The organism is Paenibacillus plantiphilus, assembly GCF_927798095.1.
Taxonomy (GTDB): domain Bacteria; phylum Bacillota; class Bacilli; order Paenibacillales; family Paenibacillaceae; genus Paenibacillus_Z; species Paenibacillus_Z plantiphilus.
The window spans coordinates 26092-41386 of the sequence record NZ_CAKMMF010000024.1 but is presented as its reverse complement, the minus strand read 5'-3'; the positions used below and the strand labels follow the sequence as shown (position 1 = coordinate 41386).

Annotated in this window: 14 protein-coding genes; 2 read left to right on the top strand and 12 right to left on the bottom strand. The window is 48.8% G+C overall.

What is annotated here, in order from left to right; all coding sequences use genetic code 11:
• Position 1: 1 nt before the first annotated feature.
• Genes L6H65_RS19195 through L6H65_RS19185 form a run of 3 tightly spaced genes read right to left on the bottom strand, consistent with a single transcriptional unit; the run spans position 2 to position 3683 of the window.
• Complete coding sequence (locus L6H65_RS19195) at positions 2–715, bottom strand: hypothetical protein (RefSeq protein WP_236344275.1); 714 nt, start codon at positions 713–715, stop codon at positions 2–4.
• Entirely contained in the window at positions 712–2796 is a 2085-nt protein-coding gene (locus tag L6H65_RS19190) for an ABC transporter permease (RefSeq protein WP_236344274.1), read from the bottom strand. The genes L6H65_RS19195 and L6H65_RS19190 overlap by 4 nt, the downstream gene beginning before the upstream one ends.
• Complete coding sequence (locus L6H65_RS19185) at positions 2793–3683, bottom strand: ATP-binding cassette domain-containing protein (RefSeq protein ID WP_236344273.1); 891 nt, start codon at positions 3681–3683, stop codon at positions 2793–2795. The genes L6H65_RS19190 and L6H65_RS19185 overlap by 4 nt, the downstream gene beginning before the upstream one ends.
• 323 nt (positions 3684–4006) lie before the next feature.
• Between L6H65_RS19185 and L6H65_RS19180 the strand changes: the two genes are divergently transcribed.
• Entirely contained in the window at positions 4007–4558 is a 552-nt protein-coding gene (locus L6H65_RS19180) for a dihydrofolate reductase family protein (RefSeq protein ID WP_236344272.1), read from the top strand.
• A gap of 231 nt (positions 4559–4789) precedes the next feature.
• Here the strand turns inward: L6H65_RS19180 and L6H65_RS19175 are convergent, their stop codons facing one another.
• From L6H65_RS19175 to L6H65_RS19145, 7 genes are all read right to left on the bottom strand, one after another.
• Positions 4790–5476, bottom strand: coding sequence for a hypothetical protein (locus tag L6H65_RS19175; protein ID WP_236344271.1), 687 nt, complete (start codon positions 5474–5476; stop codon positions 4790–4792).
• Positions 5477–5542: 66 nt separating this feature from the next.
• Positions 5543–6265 (bottom strand): HEAT repeat domain-containing protein, encoded by a 723-nt coding sequence (locus L6H65_RS19170; RefSeq protein ID WP_236344270.1) that lies wholly within the window; start codon positions 6263–6265, stop codon positions 5543–5545.
• A gap of 183 nt (positions 6266–6448) precedes the next feature.
• Positions 6449–7039 (bottom strand): DUF4269 domain-containing protein, encoded by a 591-nt coding sequence (locus tag L6H65_RS19165; RefSeq protein WP_236344269.1) that lies wholly within the window; start codon positions 7037–7039, stop codon positions 6449–6451.
• 68 nt (positions 7040–7107) lie between these two features.
• Positions 7108–7530, bottom strand: coding sequence for a metallothiol transferase FosB (fosB, locus tag L6H65_RS19160; protein WP_236344268.1), 423 nt, complete (start codon positions 7528–7530; stop codon positions 7108–7110).
• A gap of 24 nt (positions 7531–7554) precedes the next feature.
• Positions 7555–8145: a phosphoribosylglycinamide formyltransferase gene (purN, locus tag L6H65_RS19155; protein WP_236344267.1), complete on the bottom strand. Its 591-nt coding sequence runs from the start codon at positions 8143–8145 to the stop codon at positions 7555–7557.
• 112 nt (positions 8146–8257) lie between these two features.
• Entirely contained in the window at positions 8258–9196 is a 939-nt protein-coding gene (cysK, locus tag L6H65_RS19150) for a cysteine synthase A (RefSeq protein ID WP_236344266.1), read from the bottom strand.
• 118 nt (positions 9197–9314) lie between these two features.
• Positions 9315–10646, bottom strand: a complete 1332-nt coding sequence (locus tag L6H65_RS19145; RefSeq protein WP_236344265.1) for a DL-endopeptidase inhibitor IseA family protein — start codon at positions 10644–10646, stop codon at positions 9315–9317.
• Between the two features lie 508 nt (positions 10647–11154).
• Between L6H65_RS19145 and L6H65_RS19140 the strand changes: the two genes are divergently transcribed.
• Entirely contained in the window at positions 11155–11682 is a 528-nt protein-coding gene (locus L6H65_RS19140) for a hypothetical protein (RefSeq protein ID WP_236344264.1), read from the top strand.
• 114 nt (positions 11683–11796) lie between these two features.
• Here L6H65_RS19140 and L6H65_RS19135 read toward each other — a convergent pair whose 3' ends face one another.
• Both L6H65_RS19135 and L6H65_RS19130 read right to left on the bottom strand, forming a co-directional pair.
• The gene (locus L6H65_RS19135) at positions 11797–13323 is read right to left on the bottom strand and encodes a Calx-beta domain-containing protein (protein ID WP_236344263.1); all 1527 of its coding nucleotides are present in this window, start codon (positions 13321–13323) and stop codon (positions 11797–11799) included.
• Between the two features lie 759 nt (positions 13324–14082).
• On the bottom strand, positions 14083–15222 hold the full coding sequence (locus L6H65_RS19130; protein ID WP_236344262.1) for an N-acetylmuramoyl-L-alanine amidase family protein: 1140 nt from the start codon (positions 15220–15222) through the stop codon (positions 14083–14085).
• Positions 15223–15295 lie beyond the last annotated feature (73 nt).

Sequence of the window (15295 nt, the reverse complement as noted above, 5' to 3'; positions counted from 1 at the left end):
TCTATTCACGCTTCCACAGACGAAAGACGAACCACGCGCCTGTCCACACCAATAGGCTGCTCCCTGCAAAATAGATGCGATTGCGAATCAGCCACGAGGGCCAGTAACTATCTGGCGATCCTCTATGCGACTCATTGAATCCGTCAATAACAGACAAGTATGCACTTGTAAAATGCAAGATGACTGGATTAAGCTCGCCTAAATATTCTGCTCCCCCCAGCGCAGCGGCCCAGCATAGCAAACCTGCGAGCATGCCGCCGATGGAATGGCGGGCTGCCAATACGCCAACCGCTGCGATCCCGCCGAATGTCAAATAGACAGGAAGCATAAAAATAAATATTCTAATGTTCTCGACAACCCCTATATTCAGTATCAACGGGATCGTCAGCAGGAGCATAATGGCAAAGCCTGCAATGAAGCCGAATATTCCCCGTTCAGCTATCAAGCTCCACCTTCGGACCGGATACGTGCGAAGCTGGGCAAGCCAGCGTGAATCGGCATCCAATGCGAATGCCAGCGCGATCGTGATCACCATAACCAGCATGCCGCCCTTCTCATACACGACGGAAACCTGATCCAGCACGCTTTGCCCGGTACTTCTTCGCAGCCCATCCATCATCACCCATAGGATAACAAGGACAAGCCATATGAAAGGCGATCTCAGCCAAGTGAACGTCCACAGGCGATAGCGGTAGCCCCATCCCTCGCTCATCATTCTGCGTCACTGCCCTTCTGAAGAGAAAGCTGCCGAAGAGCTGCAAGCGGGTCAAAGCTCTCGCTTTTGCCCGATTCTATATAAGCCTTGTACAGCTTGCCGCCAAGAGCAGCCAGTTCATCCCAATCGCTATGATCCAGCTTCTCAACTTCCTCCACGAAAAGTAGTTGATCCGCCGTCAACTCCTTATCTGCACCACTCGAATTCAACAGCTCATAATGGGAACGGAAATCCGGCAGCGGCGCTCTTCCCGGCAAAGGAAATTGATGCTCGTAGATCCATTCCAGCAGTATTTTCAAAGATGAAGACTTGACCTCAGGCAGGCGTAGAATGTGCCACGGAGAACGTACAGGATACTCATCATCCTGATAGTACGCATCAGGGCTAAACAAAAGTATGCCTGAGTATAGTTCGGCAGGCTTCAATTTCATCCCAAACCAGCGGTTTAGAAACTCAATCTGGCGAAGCTGCTTTTCCACACCGCGTACCGACTCATCCATCAGGTCCGGATGGTTGACGATACGAATGCTCCCCATATGACGTTCTTCCATTATTCCCTCATAAATGAACAACCCGCTGCTGCTGCTGCCTGCATATACAGCATCCGACTTGCCAGAAGCCGGGATCGGCAGCAGTACCGAACCATCCCGCTTTTCCTCCAGCTTCACCACATAATGAGTAGCGCCGGGCTCCATGTAAGAATATTCATCCGCCATTGTGAATCCAAGCGCGACCCCATTATGCTCAAAGCTCTTCGCAAGCATTCGGCTGCCAAGCTGAGGATACCAGGCCAGAGCTTTGGGCAGCACGATACTGCTGCTTGTCACAGAGCTATACCGATTCAGCCCCTGCTGCCGATAGCTGTCAACGGACCCTTCATAAGCCAGGCTAAGACGGAGCGTGCTGTTCCTCCTTAACGGCTCGCTCAAACGAATCGTCAGCAGATCACCCTTATGCTCCCATTTCATCGGCAGCTCGGAGGTCAGCGATTCCATTTGAAACCTGCGATTCAGCGTCAGCTCCAGCAGTGACGATTGCTCCTTCTCCGACTGAACAAGCAGCAGCTCCGCCTCTGCGGCTAAACGATTCTCCCCCGGGAATCGAAGCGACAGCATCGTTTCTTGCATACGGAAGTCACTGACGACTTTGCCGTAACCCTGTTGATATTGCTCATTGCGATTGTCAACCGCATAGATAGCTCCATCATGTCGGAAGCGGTCCACCCGATCGGAAAATTCCGAATAGCTGATCCATCCCCCAACGAGCACCGGCAGCAGGAGAGCCGCACAGATTGCCAGCAGGATACGAGACTCTCTCTTCTCATTGCGATGCGTATAGGACACCAAACAAGCCGCCACGGCGATCAGCAGGGAAGCGGTCGCAACAACTCCTTGGTGGAGCCCGGTCCACGGAATATCCCATAGCCCTCTGCTATCTCTCACGATATTATATCGAAATCTCGTCAGATCGTAGGGAGCAAGCCACCGCCATAGGACATTAATGTTCCCTGTGCCTTGGGCATCATTTTGCAGTGTGAATAGAACCCACCATAGAAGCGGCAGGAGCAGGAACGCGAAGCGGTTGCGGACTATGACGCCAATCAGCAATCCGAGCGAGATGAAGAAACAGAGGGCTGCACCCATTTGACATACTGTATAGAACAGATAGTCAAGCAGCCGCTCTTCATGACTGCCGAAAGCTGCCAGCCAGATTCCCTGCACAAGAACGACAGGTACGGTAAAAGCAAGTCCATACGATTGAGCCGCCAGCCATTTGCCAGCGAGCCATTCCGTCTTTCCCACTGGCCAAGCCAGAATCAGCCGTTCCATCCCGCTGCGGCGGTCACGCTGAACGATAAAATTTGCTAACAACCCGCACAGCAGCATTGCAACCGGCATAATCGTCAAAAAATTCCCGTAAAAATATTCCATTCTCATACCGTTGCCGCCATTGGAATCCGTCTCATATCGGACTATCAGCCAGATCCAATAGAAGAGGTGCAGCAACGGGAGAAGCGACCACATCCGGCTGCGTCCGAGATATTTCCACTCCACCTTGCAAATATCCCTTATGCGCCTCATAGCATGTTCTCCTTCAAAACGGCAACATAGCCATCCTCCAAGGTCGGTTCAACGGACTTCGCTTCTGCCGTCGGTATCTCGTCTGCAATCAACCGCAGCCGCATTCCATCACCTTCACGACTTCCGGAAACGACGAGCCGCTTGGCGTACCACTCCTCTGCTTGCAAGGGCGAGACAATCGTTTCCCACACTTTTCCGGCTGCCTGATCAGCAAGCTCCTGCAATGTTCCTTGAAAATGCAATCGTCCTTTGTGGAATACAACAACGTATTCACAGGTGGAATCCAGATCACTTACAATATGCGTGGACAGCAGCACCGTTCGCTCTTGACCCAAGCCCCGCACAAGATTGCGGAAGCGTATCCGTTCTGACGGGTCGAGTCCTGCCGTTGGCTCGTCGAACAGCAGCAGGCGAGGCTGGCCGATCAGCGCCTGCGCGATGCCAATCCGCTGCCGCATCCCGCCGGAGTAACCCTTCAATCTATCTCCTGAACGCTCCAACAAGTTGACCTCATTCAGCACTCTTTCGGCTTCCTGCTTTCTCGCAGCGGCGTCCTTGATTCCCTTCATCGAAGCGGCGTACAGCAGCAGCTCTTCCCCGGTCAGCTGCCCGGGCACGTTTACCCGCTGAGGCATATACCCAAGGAGACTTCGAATGTCCCGCGCACCATCAATTAGATCATGACCATAAATTTGAGCGGTGCCATTACTTGGCTTCACCAATGTCGCCAGCAGGCTCATAAAAGTTGTCTTGCCCGCTCCATTCGGGCCTAACAGACCTGTGACGCCTTTCATGAGCTTTAATTGGAGCGGCTGCAGCGCATGTTTCCTTCGATAGGATTTGGCTAAATCTTGAATATGTACCGTATGTATCCTTTCATCCTTCATCGTTGATCCCTTCCTCTCTCATGCCCTACACGACCATGACAAGCGAAAGGTTCCCGCACTTGTATGATTATTTTCTCAAGCTTGCTGCAGCGGATGAAATAAGATGCCGCTGTCCCGATATTTTCGCAACTAGATGCGATACAGCATCCTTCTTTCGGCATATACGCCCCGTGGCGAAACAAACTTAGATGAAGCCAATCATTTACAAAAAATATCCGTTTCCACAAACTAACGTGATAAACTATACATAAAACTACAAATAGAATGGTGAGCACAATTTTCGATTATGTCTAATATTCATTTGACTGGAGGAATGCAATGCAATGGGAAAAATCATTTTAGACATCTCAATGTCTCTGGATGGCATTGTAGCCAAGACGGACAATTATCGGCTTCATGAATGGTATTTCAAAAGAGAAGACAACAGTATCAATGAAGTTGTCGATGAGTTAATACAAGATACTGGTGCCATTATTATGGGAAGAACAAACTACGGGCTGGGAGACTACTTCGATGGTTTTGTGAACAACCCTTATCAAGTCCCTCACTTTGTACTGACCCACAGTATACCGGATCAATTACCCAAGGGAGACACGACATTCATTTTCGTTTCCAACGGGATAGAAAGCGCCTTGGCACAAGCAAAAGCGGCGGCATGCGACAAACACGTCATCATTGCAGGCGGCGTCAATACAGCTCAGCAATATATCAAAGCTGGATTGCTCGATGAAATCCATATCCACCTGGTTCCAGTGGTTCTGGGTGATGGCTTGCATTTGTTCGAACATAATAGTGGAGTTTATCCGGATTTGGAATGCATGATGGTAAAACCATCACCAGGTGTCACGCATCTTCAATATCGTATTGTTAAATAATAAACGAAAGATCCAACAAATCCAGCAGCACAAACACCCTCCGCAGCTCGCATGATTACGCGCAAAACAGTTGAGCTCGCGACGATTCTCGCGGGCTCAACTGTTTCTACATTGCCAACCATCTTCGATTTATACAGCAGCCTTCCAAATAGCCTCTAGTTAGCTTCCTTAAGTCTTCCATTTATCTTCCTATTAGCTACCTGCTGTCTCAGCCAATAGGTCGGCTAGTGATTATATACTGAAGCCTGGATGCGTGGCGAATGCATTGTCAATAACGAGGTTTCCGCGTTGGCGCGCGCGCTGCTTCATAGCAGAGGTCGTCCGCGCGCCTGCAGCGAAGAACCACCACAGGTACAATGCGCCGTACATCCACGCGCCCTCATAGCCCCAGCTTGAATCTGCGCCGCTTTTTCCGCCTCCGAATACGGACCCGGCAGGGAAATTGGCATTGTGGCTCTTGCCTCCCATATGCCGCGCTTCATGTATCAAAGTCTCCGCACGACCAGGAACATCCTTGGAGTAAAAGAAACCCAAATATACTTCTACCCGATCATCGACGAAAATGCCGGAATAGGCTCTAGCTATCGCGCTTCCATCTCCACATAAGGAACGAAGATCATCGATATTGTTCCGAACGTAACGTCTGCCCCAGTTCAGAATTGGCGCATTCCAGCTCTCATTCGAGAAATCCTCCGCAGAGTAGGTCAGCAAATAACACGCATTGAAGGCGCGGGCAAGAGGTTTGTCCGTGTTGCAGGGGTCCTCCCAGCCGAATCCATCATCCCAGTATTCTTTGTTGCCGCTGAATCCGTACGTATTCCAGAAGTAATCAATATAAGCCTGATTGCAAATAATGGCGCCATACAAATTATCTCCACTAGCATTCTTGTCTGGTACTGTGTAGCTGCAGCTTGCCATAACACGCCTCCTATGGATAGGAATCATTATCGAATTGCACAATATTCCGCGTGATGCTCTAAGTATTTATCGCAAGCTCCCCAAATCTGGAGGAGGCAGCTCATCCTTATCCAGGTTCACGATATGAAGACCTCCCTGCGCTTGTGGAACCCGCCGAACATCGGTACGTTGAATATCGAGAATGCTATGATCCTGCTTAGGAAGCGTCTTGAGCAGCAGCTCGCGAGCATCCTTGCCTCCGTAGGTCAAGAAGCCCTGTATGGCCGCTCTTTTGATGGAAAAGTTCTCATTGGTCGCATGCTTGAGCAGAATCTCTCTTGCCCGTTCATCGCCTGAAGCCGCTAGCTGTGTAATGCCTTCGATGGCAGTCGTACGAATAATGACTTCCTCTCCAACCGTGCTAAAGCTGTGAGGGTCCTCCGACTTCTCAGGCGGTATCGCGCTTGACACGACATGCTCCAGAGCGGATATCGTTGACGGTTCATTGAGATCAGTCAAAAGCTGAACAAGGGACCACCGGTCCAAATATTGATCCGCTTGCATATGCTCATACTCTGCGGCAATAATAGCTGTTGCTTCTTTCGCTGTCTTGGACAGCTCAGCCAATGCCTTGCGGTACTTGTGCTCAGCATCCGCACCAACGCCGCCCATTCGGTTCACCGTCTCGGTTACCTTATCATTAAGCGGATTGTTCGGGAAATTCCGAAAGCTGAACGTTTGCGTTTTCTTTTCTACGGCGAAGGAATGATCTCTGGCTACTTTGGGCGAATCATTACTCTGTTTACGCACATGCACCCTCCTAATATAAGAATGCCAACCTGCTTCTTCATTGTCATGATTGAAGTCGGCTCTACACATAATATGAGGATAATTTGCGATTATTCGCCCAGCATGATTGTTATACAATCGAGTCATATACAGCGCTTACAATGCAGATTGCAACGCAGGTTCAAACACCCGTCTCATTATATTTCAAACGACTTCGTCCATGCTCATTTTCACCATGTGCAACAGCTGCTCATCATTCCAATGATACATATCCGTCAATGCTCGATAGGGGTCCCCCTGCAAGCCAAGCAGCTGTCCGAAGGCCGGTTCGGTCTTCAAGCCGGATCGCTTAAGCAGCTTGATCTGCTCCTTGCGCTCGCTTCCCAGCAGTGCCAATATTTTTGCTTCCACAATCATATGCTTGTAGCCATTCTGCTGCTTGGTGGGCACAGGCTGCCCGAATATCTCTATCGGCCAACCAGCATATTCAAAATGAACGACTGACCGCTCCACCTCATCCTTCAATCTATGAATGCAGCGATAACCGTCACAAGCCCCATACAGCTCGTAAGCACGTTGAACAAATACCTTCATATCGCTAACTTCACATGCAATGTCGAGGTCACTGCCCGCAATATTCAAATCAATGGGAACCGTCCCGATAAGAATCGGGTCGTAGACCTTTAAGCTCTGAATCACCTTTAATTTCATTAAAATCTCATACGCGCTCCGCTGTGACCCATTACCTTCAGCCAAATAATCGATCGTATGGAATCGTTCCTCACAAAAGCTCATTTGCAATCATGCGCTCCTTTGCGAATCCATGAATATCCCTGCCTTGATGATGTCGACGATGAAATTCGTCACTGCTCATCATAAAAAATCATATGATCCTTGGCGGCTCTATAATAATCCATCCGATCCTGTCTCGTACCAGTATGGAATTCAAACCGATGTCCATCAGGATCAACAAAGTAGACGGATTTCTTATCCCGTTCATCTCTAGCCCTTCCGGGCAGCAGCTTGACATCCAGCTGTAGCAAACGATTAAACGCAGATTCATAATCTTCCTCTGAAATCGTAAATGCGATATGCGTATAGCTAATAGGCTCCGGCCGCTCAATATCCTCTTCATTCAACGCAATCCACAGACCGTTCAAATCAAAATAAGCGAGCTTCCTCCCGCTCACTAATAGCTTGGCTCCGAACACCTGTTGGTAAAAAGCTATGGACCGCTGCAGGTCTGAAACCGAGAAGCAAAAATGGTTAATCCCTTGAATGTTCATCGATACCTCCAGATTGTTCAAAGCCTATAATACGATCTCACCGGCGGCAATTTGGGATAATGTATCGACCAGTGTTTCATATCCCAGCTCCAGCACTCTGTTGCTTAATGATTCAACTGTATCTGTCGCATACACAGGCGTGCTGCGCTGATTAATAATCGCGCCTGTATCATATTCCTCATCAACCAAATGAATCGTAACACCGGATTCGGTTTCATTATGCTGAAGGACTGCTTCGTGAACATATTGTCCATACATGCCCAGCCCCCCGTATTTCGGCAGCAGGGACGGGTGAATATTAATCATTTTCCCTGAATATGCCTTCAATGTTTGGGGGCCGAGCTTTTTCATATATCCGACTAACAGCACGATATCTACCCCATGCTCGCGAAGCTTGGCCAGTATGACTTCGTCATTCCTGTCGAATTCAGGATGCGTCTTCTGGCTAATATGATAAAATGGCATGCCATATTGTGCGGCTATCTCAACCGATCTGGATTTACTGTTATTAGAGATTAATAGCGCTGGCTCAGCCGCAAGCCTCCCATTATGTATAGCTTTCAATACTGCTTCCATCGTTGTCCCGCTATGTGAAGACAGAAATCCGAGTCTCATCGTATGTACCTGCTCCTTTAGTCAGTCATGCAATCACATATCACATGCATCATAAATAACTTTTCATCCGCTGCTTCGTATCTAGTCCCTGATATCCCGCTAACTTCCTGTCCTACTGCTCCCCTTTAAACAGATCCGTCGACAAATACCGTTCTCCCGAATCAGGCAGAAGCACCACAATTGTTTTCCCTTTATTCTCCGCCCTCTTCGCCAGTACTGAAGCCGCGAATACAGCCGCTCCAGATGAAATGCCAACCAGCAGCCCTTCGCTCCTTGCCAGCAGTCTGGCGGTCTCAACGGCATCCTCTTCCTTCACCGTCATAATTTCGTCGACAGCCGCCCTGTTGAAATTGGCAGGAACAAATCCAGCTCCGATGCCTTGAATCTTATGGAAGCCTTTCGTACCGCCGGACAGCACCGGAGAATCGAAGGGCTCAACAGCAACGACTTTTATCGTGCTCTTCTTGCTTCGCAGCGCCTCTCCCACTCCGCTAATCGTTCCTCCAGTTCCAACGCCGCCTACGAACAGATCTACAGCGCCAGCAGTATCTCTCCAGATCTCTTCCGCAGTAGTCGACCTGTGAATGGCTGGATTGGCTGGATTGTTGAATTGCTGTGGAATGTACGAGCCAGGTGTTGCCGCTGCAATTTCTTCCGCCTTCCTGATCGCTCCGGCCATTCCTTCATTTGCAGGTGTCAGAACCAGTTCGGCTCCCAGAGCAACAAGCAGCTTTCTCCGCTCAATGCTGAAGCTCTCGGGAAGCGTGATCACAAGCTTATAGCCCATTGCGGCAGCGGCAAAAGCAAGGCCAACACCGGTATTGCCGCTAGTTGGCTCAATAATGACAGAATCCTTATTAATCAGACCCTTATCCTCTGCATCCTTAATCATCGCAAATCCAATACGATCCTTCACGCTTCCAGCAGGATTGAAATATTCCAGCTTCGCAATTATTGTCGCCTCGATGCGTTGAATTTCATTGTATCTGGATAGCTCCAGCAAAGGGGTGTTACCAATAAGCTCTGTCAGGTTAGTGGCGATTCTGGTCATATCATCAGCCTCCGAGTATCAATAATCCGATAAATCCAGTCGGTTATAACCACTCTAACATTATTGGTAAAATAATACAATGGTAAATCACATTTCCTTCGCCCCCCAGCGGGCATGCTCACTCCATCGTGTCGAAATCCATAACTTGAATTCTGCCGGTTATCGATTCTAGCACTTCAACCTCCGCATCATTCTTCCCGTTTAAGAGGGTCTTCAACTCATCGATCTCATGCTCGATTGACTGGACAGCAGCCTCAAGCTCACCCTGCATCTCCGCAAATTCTTCCTTGGTTTTAATTCCTTGCAAATATTCCTGCTCGGCGAAATGAATTGCTCGCAGGTCGTCTAGCCCCTTATCGATCTCGACCCATTCCATGTCATAGGCTTCGACAGCCGCTTTGGCATCGCCGCCCTGGATCTTCTTGACATACTGGTTCATATTGTAACGATAAACGCCAATATTCCGAATTCCGACATGTGTATACATCGTTCCCCCGCCATAATATAGATGTTCAATCGTTACCATCGTATTGTTGATTTCCGCCAAGCTCTCAAACATCGCTTCGCTTCTGTTCAACAAGCCCGCATTGTCGGCTGTTAAGCGTACCGTCTCCTCCTGAAAGCAATCGCCAATTGCAATGAACATCATATCCTGCCCCGCCTCCGACAGGTCCAGCTGCTGCTCCGAATAAGTGTCATCGTACTGTTCAACCGCTTGATCCAGATCTCCATGCGCCAGCGTATCCCGGCATAATTGCTCATTGACTGTTTTCAGCTTCGCTGCCTCATCATCCTCTTCTGCAGAAGCTTCATCCTCGGAACTATCCGGTGGCGCTGATTCCGCAGCAGTCTTTATGAGCTGCTCTTCCTTCCAGCCGCTTTCATAAATATAAGTGGTCATGAACGTGTAATGCGCTTCATCTGCAGGGTCCCAAACCTTGAACACTGCTTGTGCCTCATTCCTCCCTGTCGTCAGCTCCACCACTTCCGCCTCGTCCCAGTCCAATGAAGGCACACCTTCATAAGGTGCGATTCCCATTCTTCCTTTCACTTCCGCCATCAAACCGGAATCTATATGCTGATCGATCATAGCTGCCGCCGTTTCCTTCGTAAAAGCTTTCGTCAGATGGCTCATCATCTTCTCTCTCGTATCAAATTTCGAGCACATATAATAGATATCGAACTGCCCGTTGCTATCCGAAGGAATCGCAATCTCCGGCTCTGTATCCTTGCTGCAGTTCCATGCCTCGCTGGATTGGAAAATATCCTGATTCGCCCGTTCAGCTTTCATCCGAAGATGATAGATGTCTGTTTTATTGATATCATGCTTAATGGAGTCGGCTGACTCAGCCTTTGGTCTATTTTCGACCTCATGGCCCTGCTGTGAAGTCTCCTTGCAAGCTGTAAGCAGCAGCACGAGAACTGCGAACGCTGCGATCACTCTTTTCATGATGACATTAACCCTCTCTTGTAAAATACTATGATAAACAAAATTCACCAGATTCCTATTACCGCATTCTACATTCGATCATACCATTATTTCGGTAATATGCATGCTGGCAATCATTCAAATTTGTATAATAAAGGTTCAAAAACTGAAATCAGCGGTTGGCGGTTGGCGGTTGATTTATCGATGGAGATGCCGCTGCGGGTTCGGAGGGTTCTTCCGATCGCTGTTAAAGCCCGATTTCTTATCTGTATAATGATTATAGGTTGAATTCAGGCTTTAAAGGCGAGCACTATCGTTTCTCCAGATCCCCCCGACCCTCCGCTGCGTTCGCATGTAAAGCAACCGCAGATTTTGAATTAGAGCCTCAATAGATTCATAACGTACGCATTGCGTGACCGCAGCGATAACGTCAATCATTCTTATTGACCCAGTCACCTTCAGCTGATAACATGATTTGGTATAAACATACATAAGTGATAAATAAATGAATCAAAAAAGAAGGTGTCCCATGCTTTCAACACGCAGATCAAAGCTGGCTCTGTCCAGCGTCCTACTCATGATTATGATTGCTGGTTATATAGGGTACTCTTTTTACTTGGCTAATGGTCCAAGACAATCCCACTACCTCGGGGTACAGAGCATTTCGCTTGACGAGGAGCGAATTGGAGCCATTCGTTTGCTGCAGCCGGCAACATCGATCACAACACTGTCGAACGCTAGGGTGGAGCATGAAAGATATGATTATTATGATGCTAGCCGCGGTTTGAGGGTTGCAGTAGAAAAAGAGAGCGATGCAATCGTTCGAATTATTCTAAGCGAAGAGGCTTCAACGGACCTGGCAACGACACGGGGGGCGGGTATTCACGATTCCAAGCAAAGGCTGATTTCCTTATATGGTCCAGCCTATTATGAGAGATCAGAGCAAGGCGCTGCTATTATCGGATACGTTGACCAGCATTTGAACCAAACCCTAGAATTTTGGCTTCACGATGGCGAAGTAACGATGATACGTCTTGATCTTGGCGATATGGATTGAACGATAAGAGCCCCGAATCACATGATAGCTGTGATTCGGGGCTCCTTCTAATAACGATAACGACCTATTGCGCTAGTCCACAGCTATTGCTCTTGCCGCTTGCTTTCCAATCTATCAATGCCCAAGACTCAGATGATCCGTATCATAGATAACAACCTCAGCAGCTTTCTTCACTCCTAGCACAGCATTGCTAGATGGATTGGACAGCTTCAATTTGAATGTCTCCCTTTGTTCAGAAGCTTTGTCGTCCAGCAGTTTAACTTTTATCGTTTTGCTCGTCTCACCAGCCCCAAAGCTCAGCGTGCCTGACGCCGCGACAAAATCAACGCCAGTCGTTGCAGTGCCTGACAGAGTTTCATAGTGCACGCTTACTGCTTCAGCAGTGCTGCCAGTACGTACAACTTTTAAAGTCGCCCAGCCTGTTTCCTCAATAACATAATAACTAGATGCGCTGAACTGCAGCTCAGAGGCAGGAGCTGTATCATCATTCTCGATCGTGACCGTTGCCGTTGTGATGGAGCCGAGCGTAGCTTCATTAGTCGGGTCACTAAGCGTCACTTGAAAGCTTTCCTCACCCTCAACAACGAGATCATTAATAATCGGTATTGCAATCGTCTGATAGCTTTCTTCAGGCGCAAAAGTCAACGTACCTGATGACACTGCATAATCACTGCCGCTTATCGCAGAGCCATTGCTCGTTGAATAATTGACCGTAACTTCACCGTCAGTGCCATTATTGCGAGCTACCGTTAAATAAACAACACCACTGCCATCTCCTTCATTGACATAGTAGGTATCGCTTTCAAACTGCAGCTCTCCCGGATGCCAGGTCCAGATATCATTATCCACGATCGTAACATTCACGCCCGTAATCGAACCATATCCTGCCCCACCCGTAATGTTGTGCAAGGAAACAGAGAAGTTTTCCTCCACCTCATAATCACTATCTTCATAGATTGGCACATCAATGCTTTTCCATGTTTCGCCCTCATCGAATACGAGCGTGCCGCTAGTCGCGCCATAATCGGCGTCTTCCGTTGCACTGCCGCTGCTGGTGCTGTAATCGACAGTTACTGTACCGCCAGCCCCATTGTTGCGGATAACAGCTAGCGACACATAACTCCCGCTTTCATCTACCACGACATCCCCTACCTCGAACTCTAGATCACCAGGCGGGTCTGGAATCCAATAGTCATCGTCTGCAATGACGACATAGGCATTCGAATTGACGCCAAGAACAGCTCCTGATGGATTGCTTAGCTGAACAGAGAAATCCTCGTCGCCCTCCACATCGTAGTCATCATAGATCGGAACCTCTATCGTCTTCGAAAGCTCACCGCTTGAAAAAACAAGCGTGCCGGAAACTACGGCATAGTCACTTCCACCATAGGCAGAACCATCGCTGACAGCATATTCGACAGATACGTCCTCATCCGTCCCTTCCGAAAGTCCAACCGTTACGTAGAGCGTGCCCTCTGCCTCACCCACATAATAATAATCACTGTCTAAGCTAACCTCTGCTAGAACTTCATCATACGCATAAACCGCACCGCCAAAGCTAGCCATAGATAAGGACAGCACTATAAGCATCGATGTCAACAAGCGCGCCTTACGTTTCACCCTTCCTACTTTTCTCTGCATTGTGTTCACCCTTCACACTATATTAGATACAATATGTATCATTCATAATGTAGTATACCGTTGCTCCATCATCAAGTGTCATTAGACTTATTCCTGATTGGCTTCCTGGTTCTATTGATGGAGGCGTACGATGCACCTCTCTGTGACTAACATTCAGAGAAGTGCGCGTTATGAGAGAATTCTCCTCCTTCTTTGTCGAAGGATGTTAAACTATTCAATTACAGACGACCACTCCGCAACGTCAAGAGGATGACCTTTGGATTCAAGACCCTCCTAGTGAAGCAGCCTGCGCGGTTCCCAGCGCGCGGGCTGGCATAGCATCATGTGGTCGATTCACATACAGGCGTAGCATCATACGGTGAATCACATACAGGGCGTAGCATCATGCGGTCGATCACATAAAGGCGTAGCATCATGCGGTCGATCACATAAAGGCGTAGCATCATGCGGTCTATCACATGCAACGTAGCCGCGTAAATCAGTTTGCCCTGAAAGTCCGATGCAAAGTAATTTGTAAACTCCAACTATTCCTGCTATTAATCGCACACACTTGCAGAAATACATCTCCTGCATCCAATAGAGCTGCTCACAGGCAGAGTAATTGCACCAATACATCTAATATCGTCCAGAACCTAGCGCATTGGTACTATTCCGCATTTTTGCTGCACTTTTGCAGCTAAGTTGCTAGAAATGGTCCATTCTGGCCCTGATACCTGCATTTTTGCAGCAACGAGAACGAGAAGCAGCTCCGTTATCGCATCAAATGCCAAAATAATCTTCAAGCCCTTTGGCAATTGCAGCCGCCGCTTTCTTCTGATAAGCGGATTCCCGTACGATTGCCTCGTCCTTGACGTTGGACAGAAATCCGAGCTCTACCAATACTGACGCTGTATCATTCTCTCTCAAAACATGGAGATCGCCAAAGGAAACTCCGTTGCTCTTCAGTCCGATTCCTTCTCCCAGCCTGTTTTCTATTGCATGGGCAAGCGGCTTATCCTTGGTATCCGAATGATAGAAGGTCAATATGCCAGAAGTGTTCTTCTCCGATGAATTATAATGTATGCTGACAAATGCGTCCGCTCCTGCAGCCTTGCTCGTCCTTACCCTGTCGGATAACGCGGGCTTCTGATCATCCTTCGTTCGTGTCATTACGACATGGGCCCCGCGACTGCGCAGCTCTTCCACAAGGTAGAAGGAAGTGCTCAAGTTAAGCTCCTTCTCAAGCGTGTTGTGTTGAATACCGATCTTGCCGGGGTCGCCTCCGCCATGTCCCGGATCGATAACAATCACTTTACCCGCAAGCTTGCCGGAAGCTGGCTTCACAGCAGTCCCCTCGCCGATATAAGCGGCAGAGACCCAGCCAACTAGTCCTCCTTTGGTGCGGATCTGGGCCCAGTCGCCCTTCTCCTCCAGAACAGTTACAAGCTCGCCCTGCACAACTCCGCCTAGCACCTTGTAATTCAACCCTGCTCCTGACCGAATTCGCAAGCTGTCCGCCAGAACCGTTGCTTGACCGGCTGCTGCTTTCTTCACTGCCGAGCCGCTGGTCGCCTTGTCACTGGCATTCGCCGACTTGGAGCTGACCGCCGCCTTGTCATTGACAGCAGTCCTCTCAGAGCTGCCGTCAACTTTCTTCAACAAATAGCCAGCAGCCCATCCGGATACTTTATCGTTCTTGATTTGCAGCCAGCCATGCTTCTCTTGTGAAACCGTTACTATATCCCCATTATTCAACGATCCCACCACGGTTCCCTCAAGTGAGGGCTCATCGCGCACATTGATCGCGCTGCCGATCGCTTTAGCGGTGTATTCCCCTTTGGCTTCAACTGGCTCTGGTCCGTAGCAGGCGAGCCCTAGCAGCACACTGAGCATCATAACTGCGTTTATCAGTTTTCTCATCGTTGTCCTCTTTAGTATTCATAGATTATGAATCTTCTATCGTCGGACTACCATTATACCAGTAAATACTAGA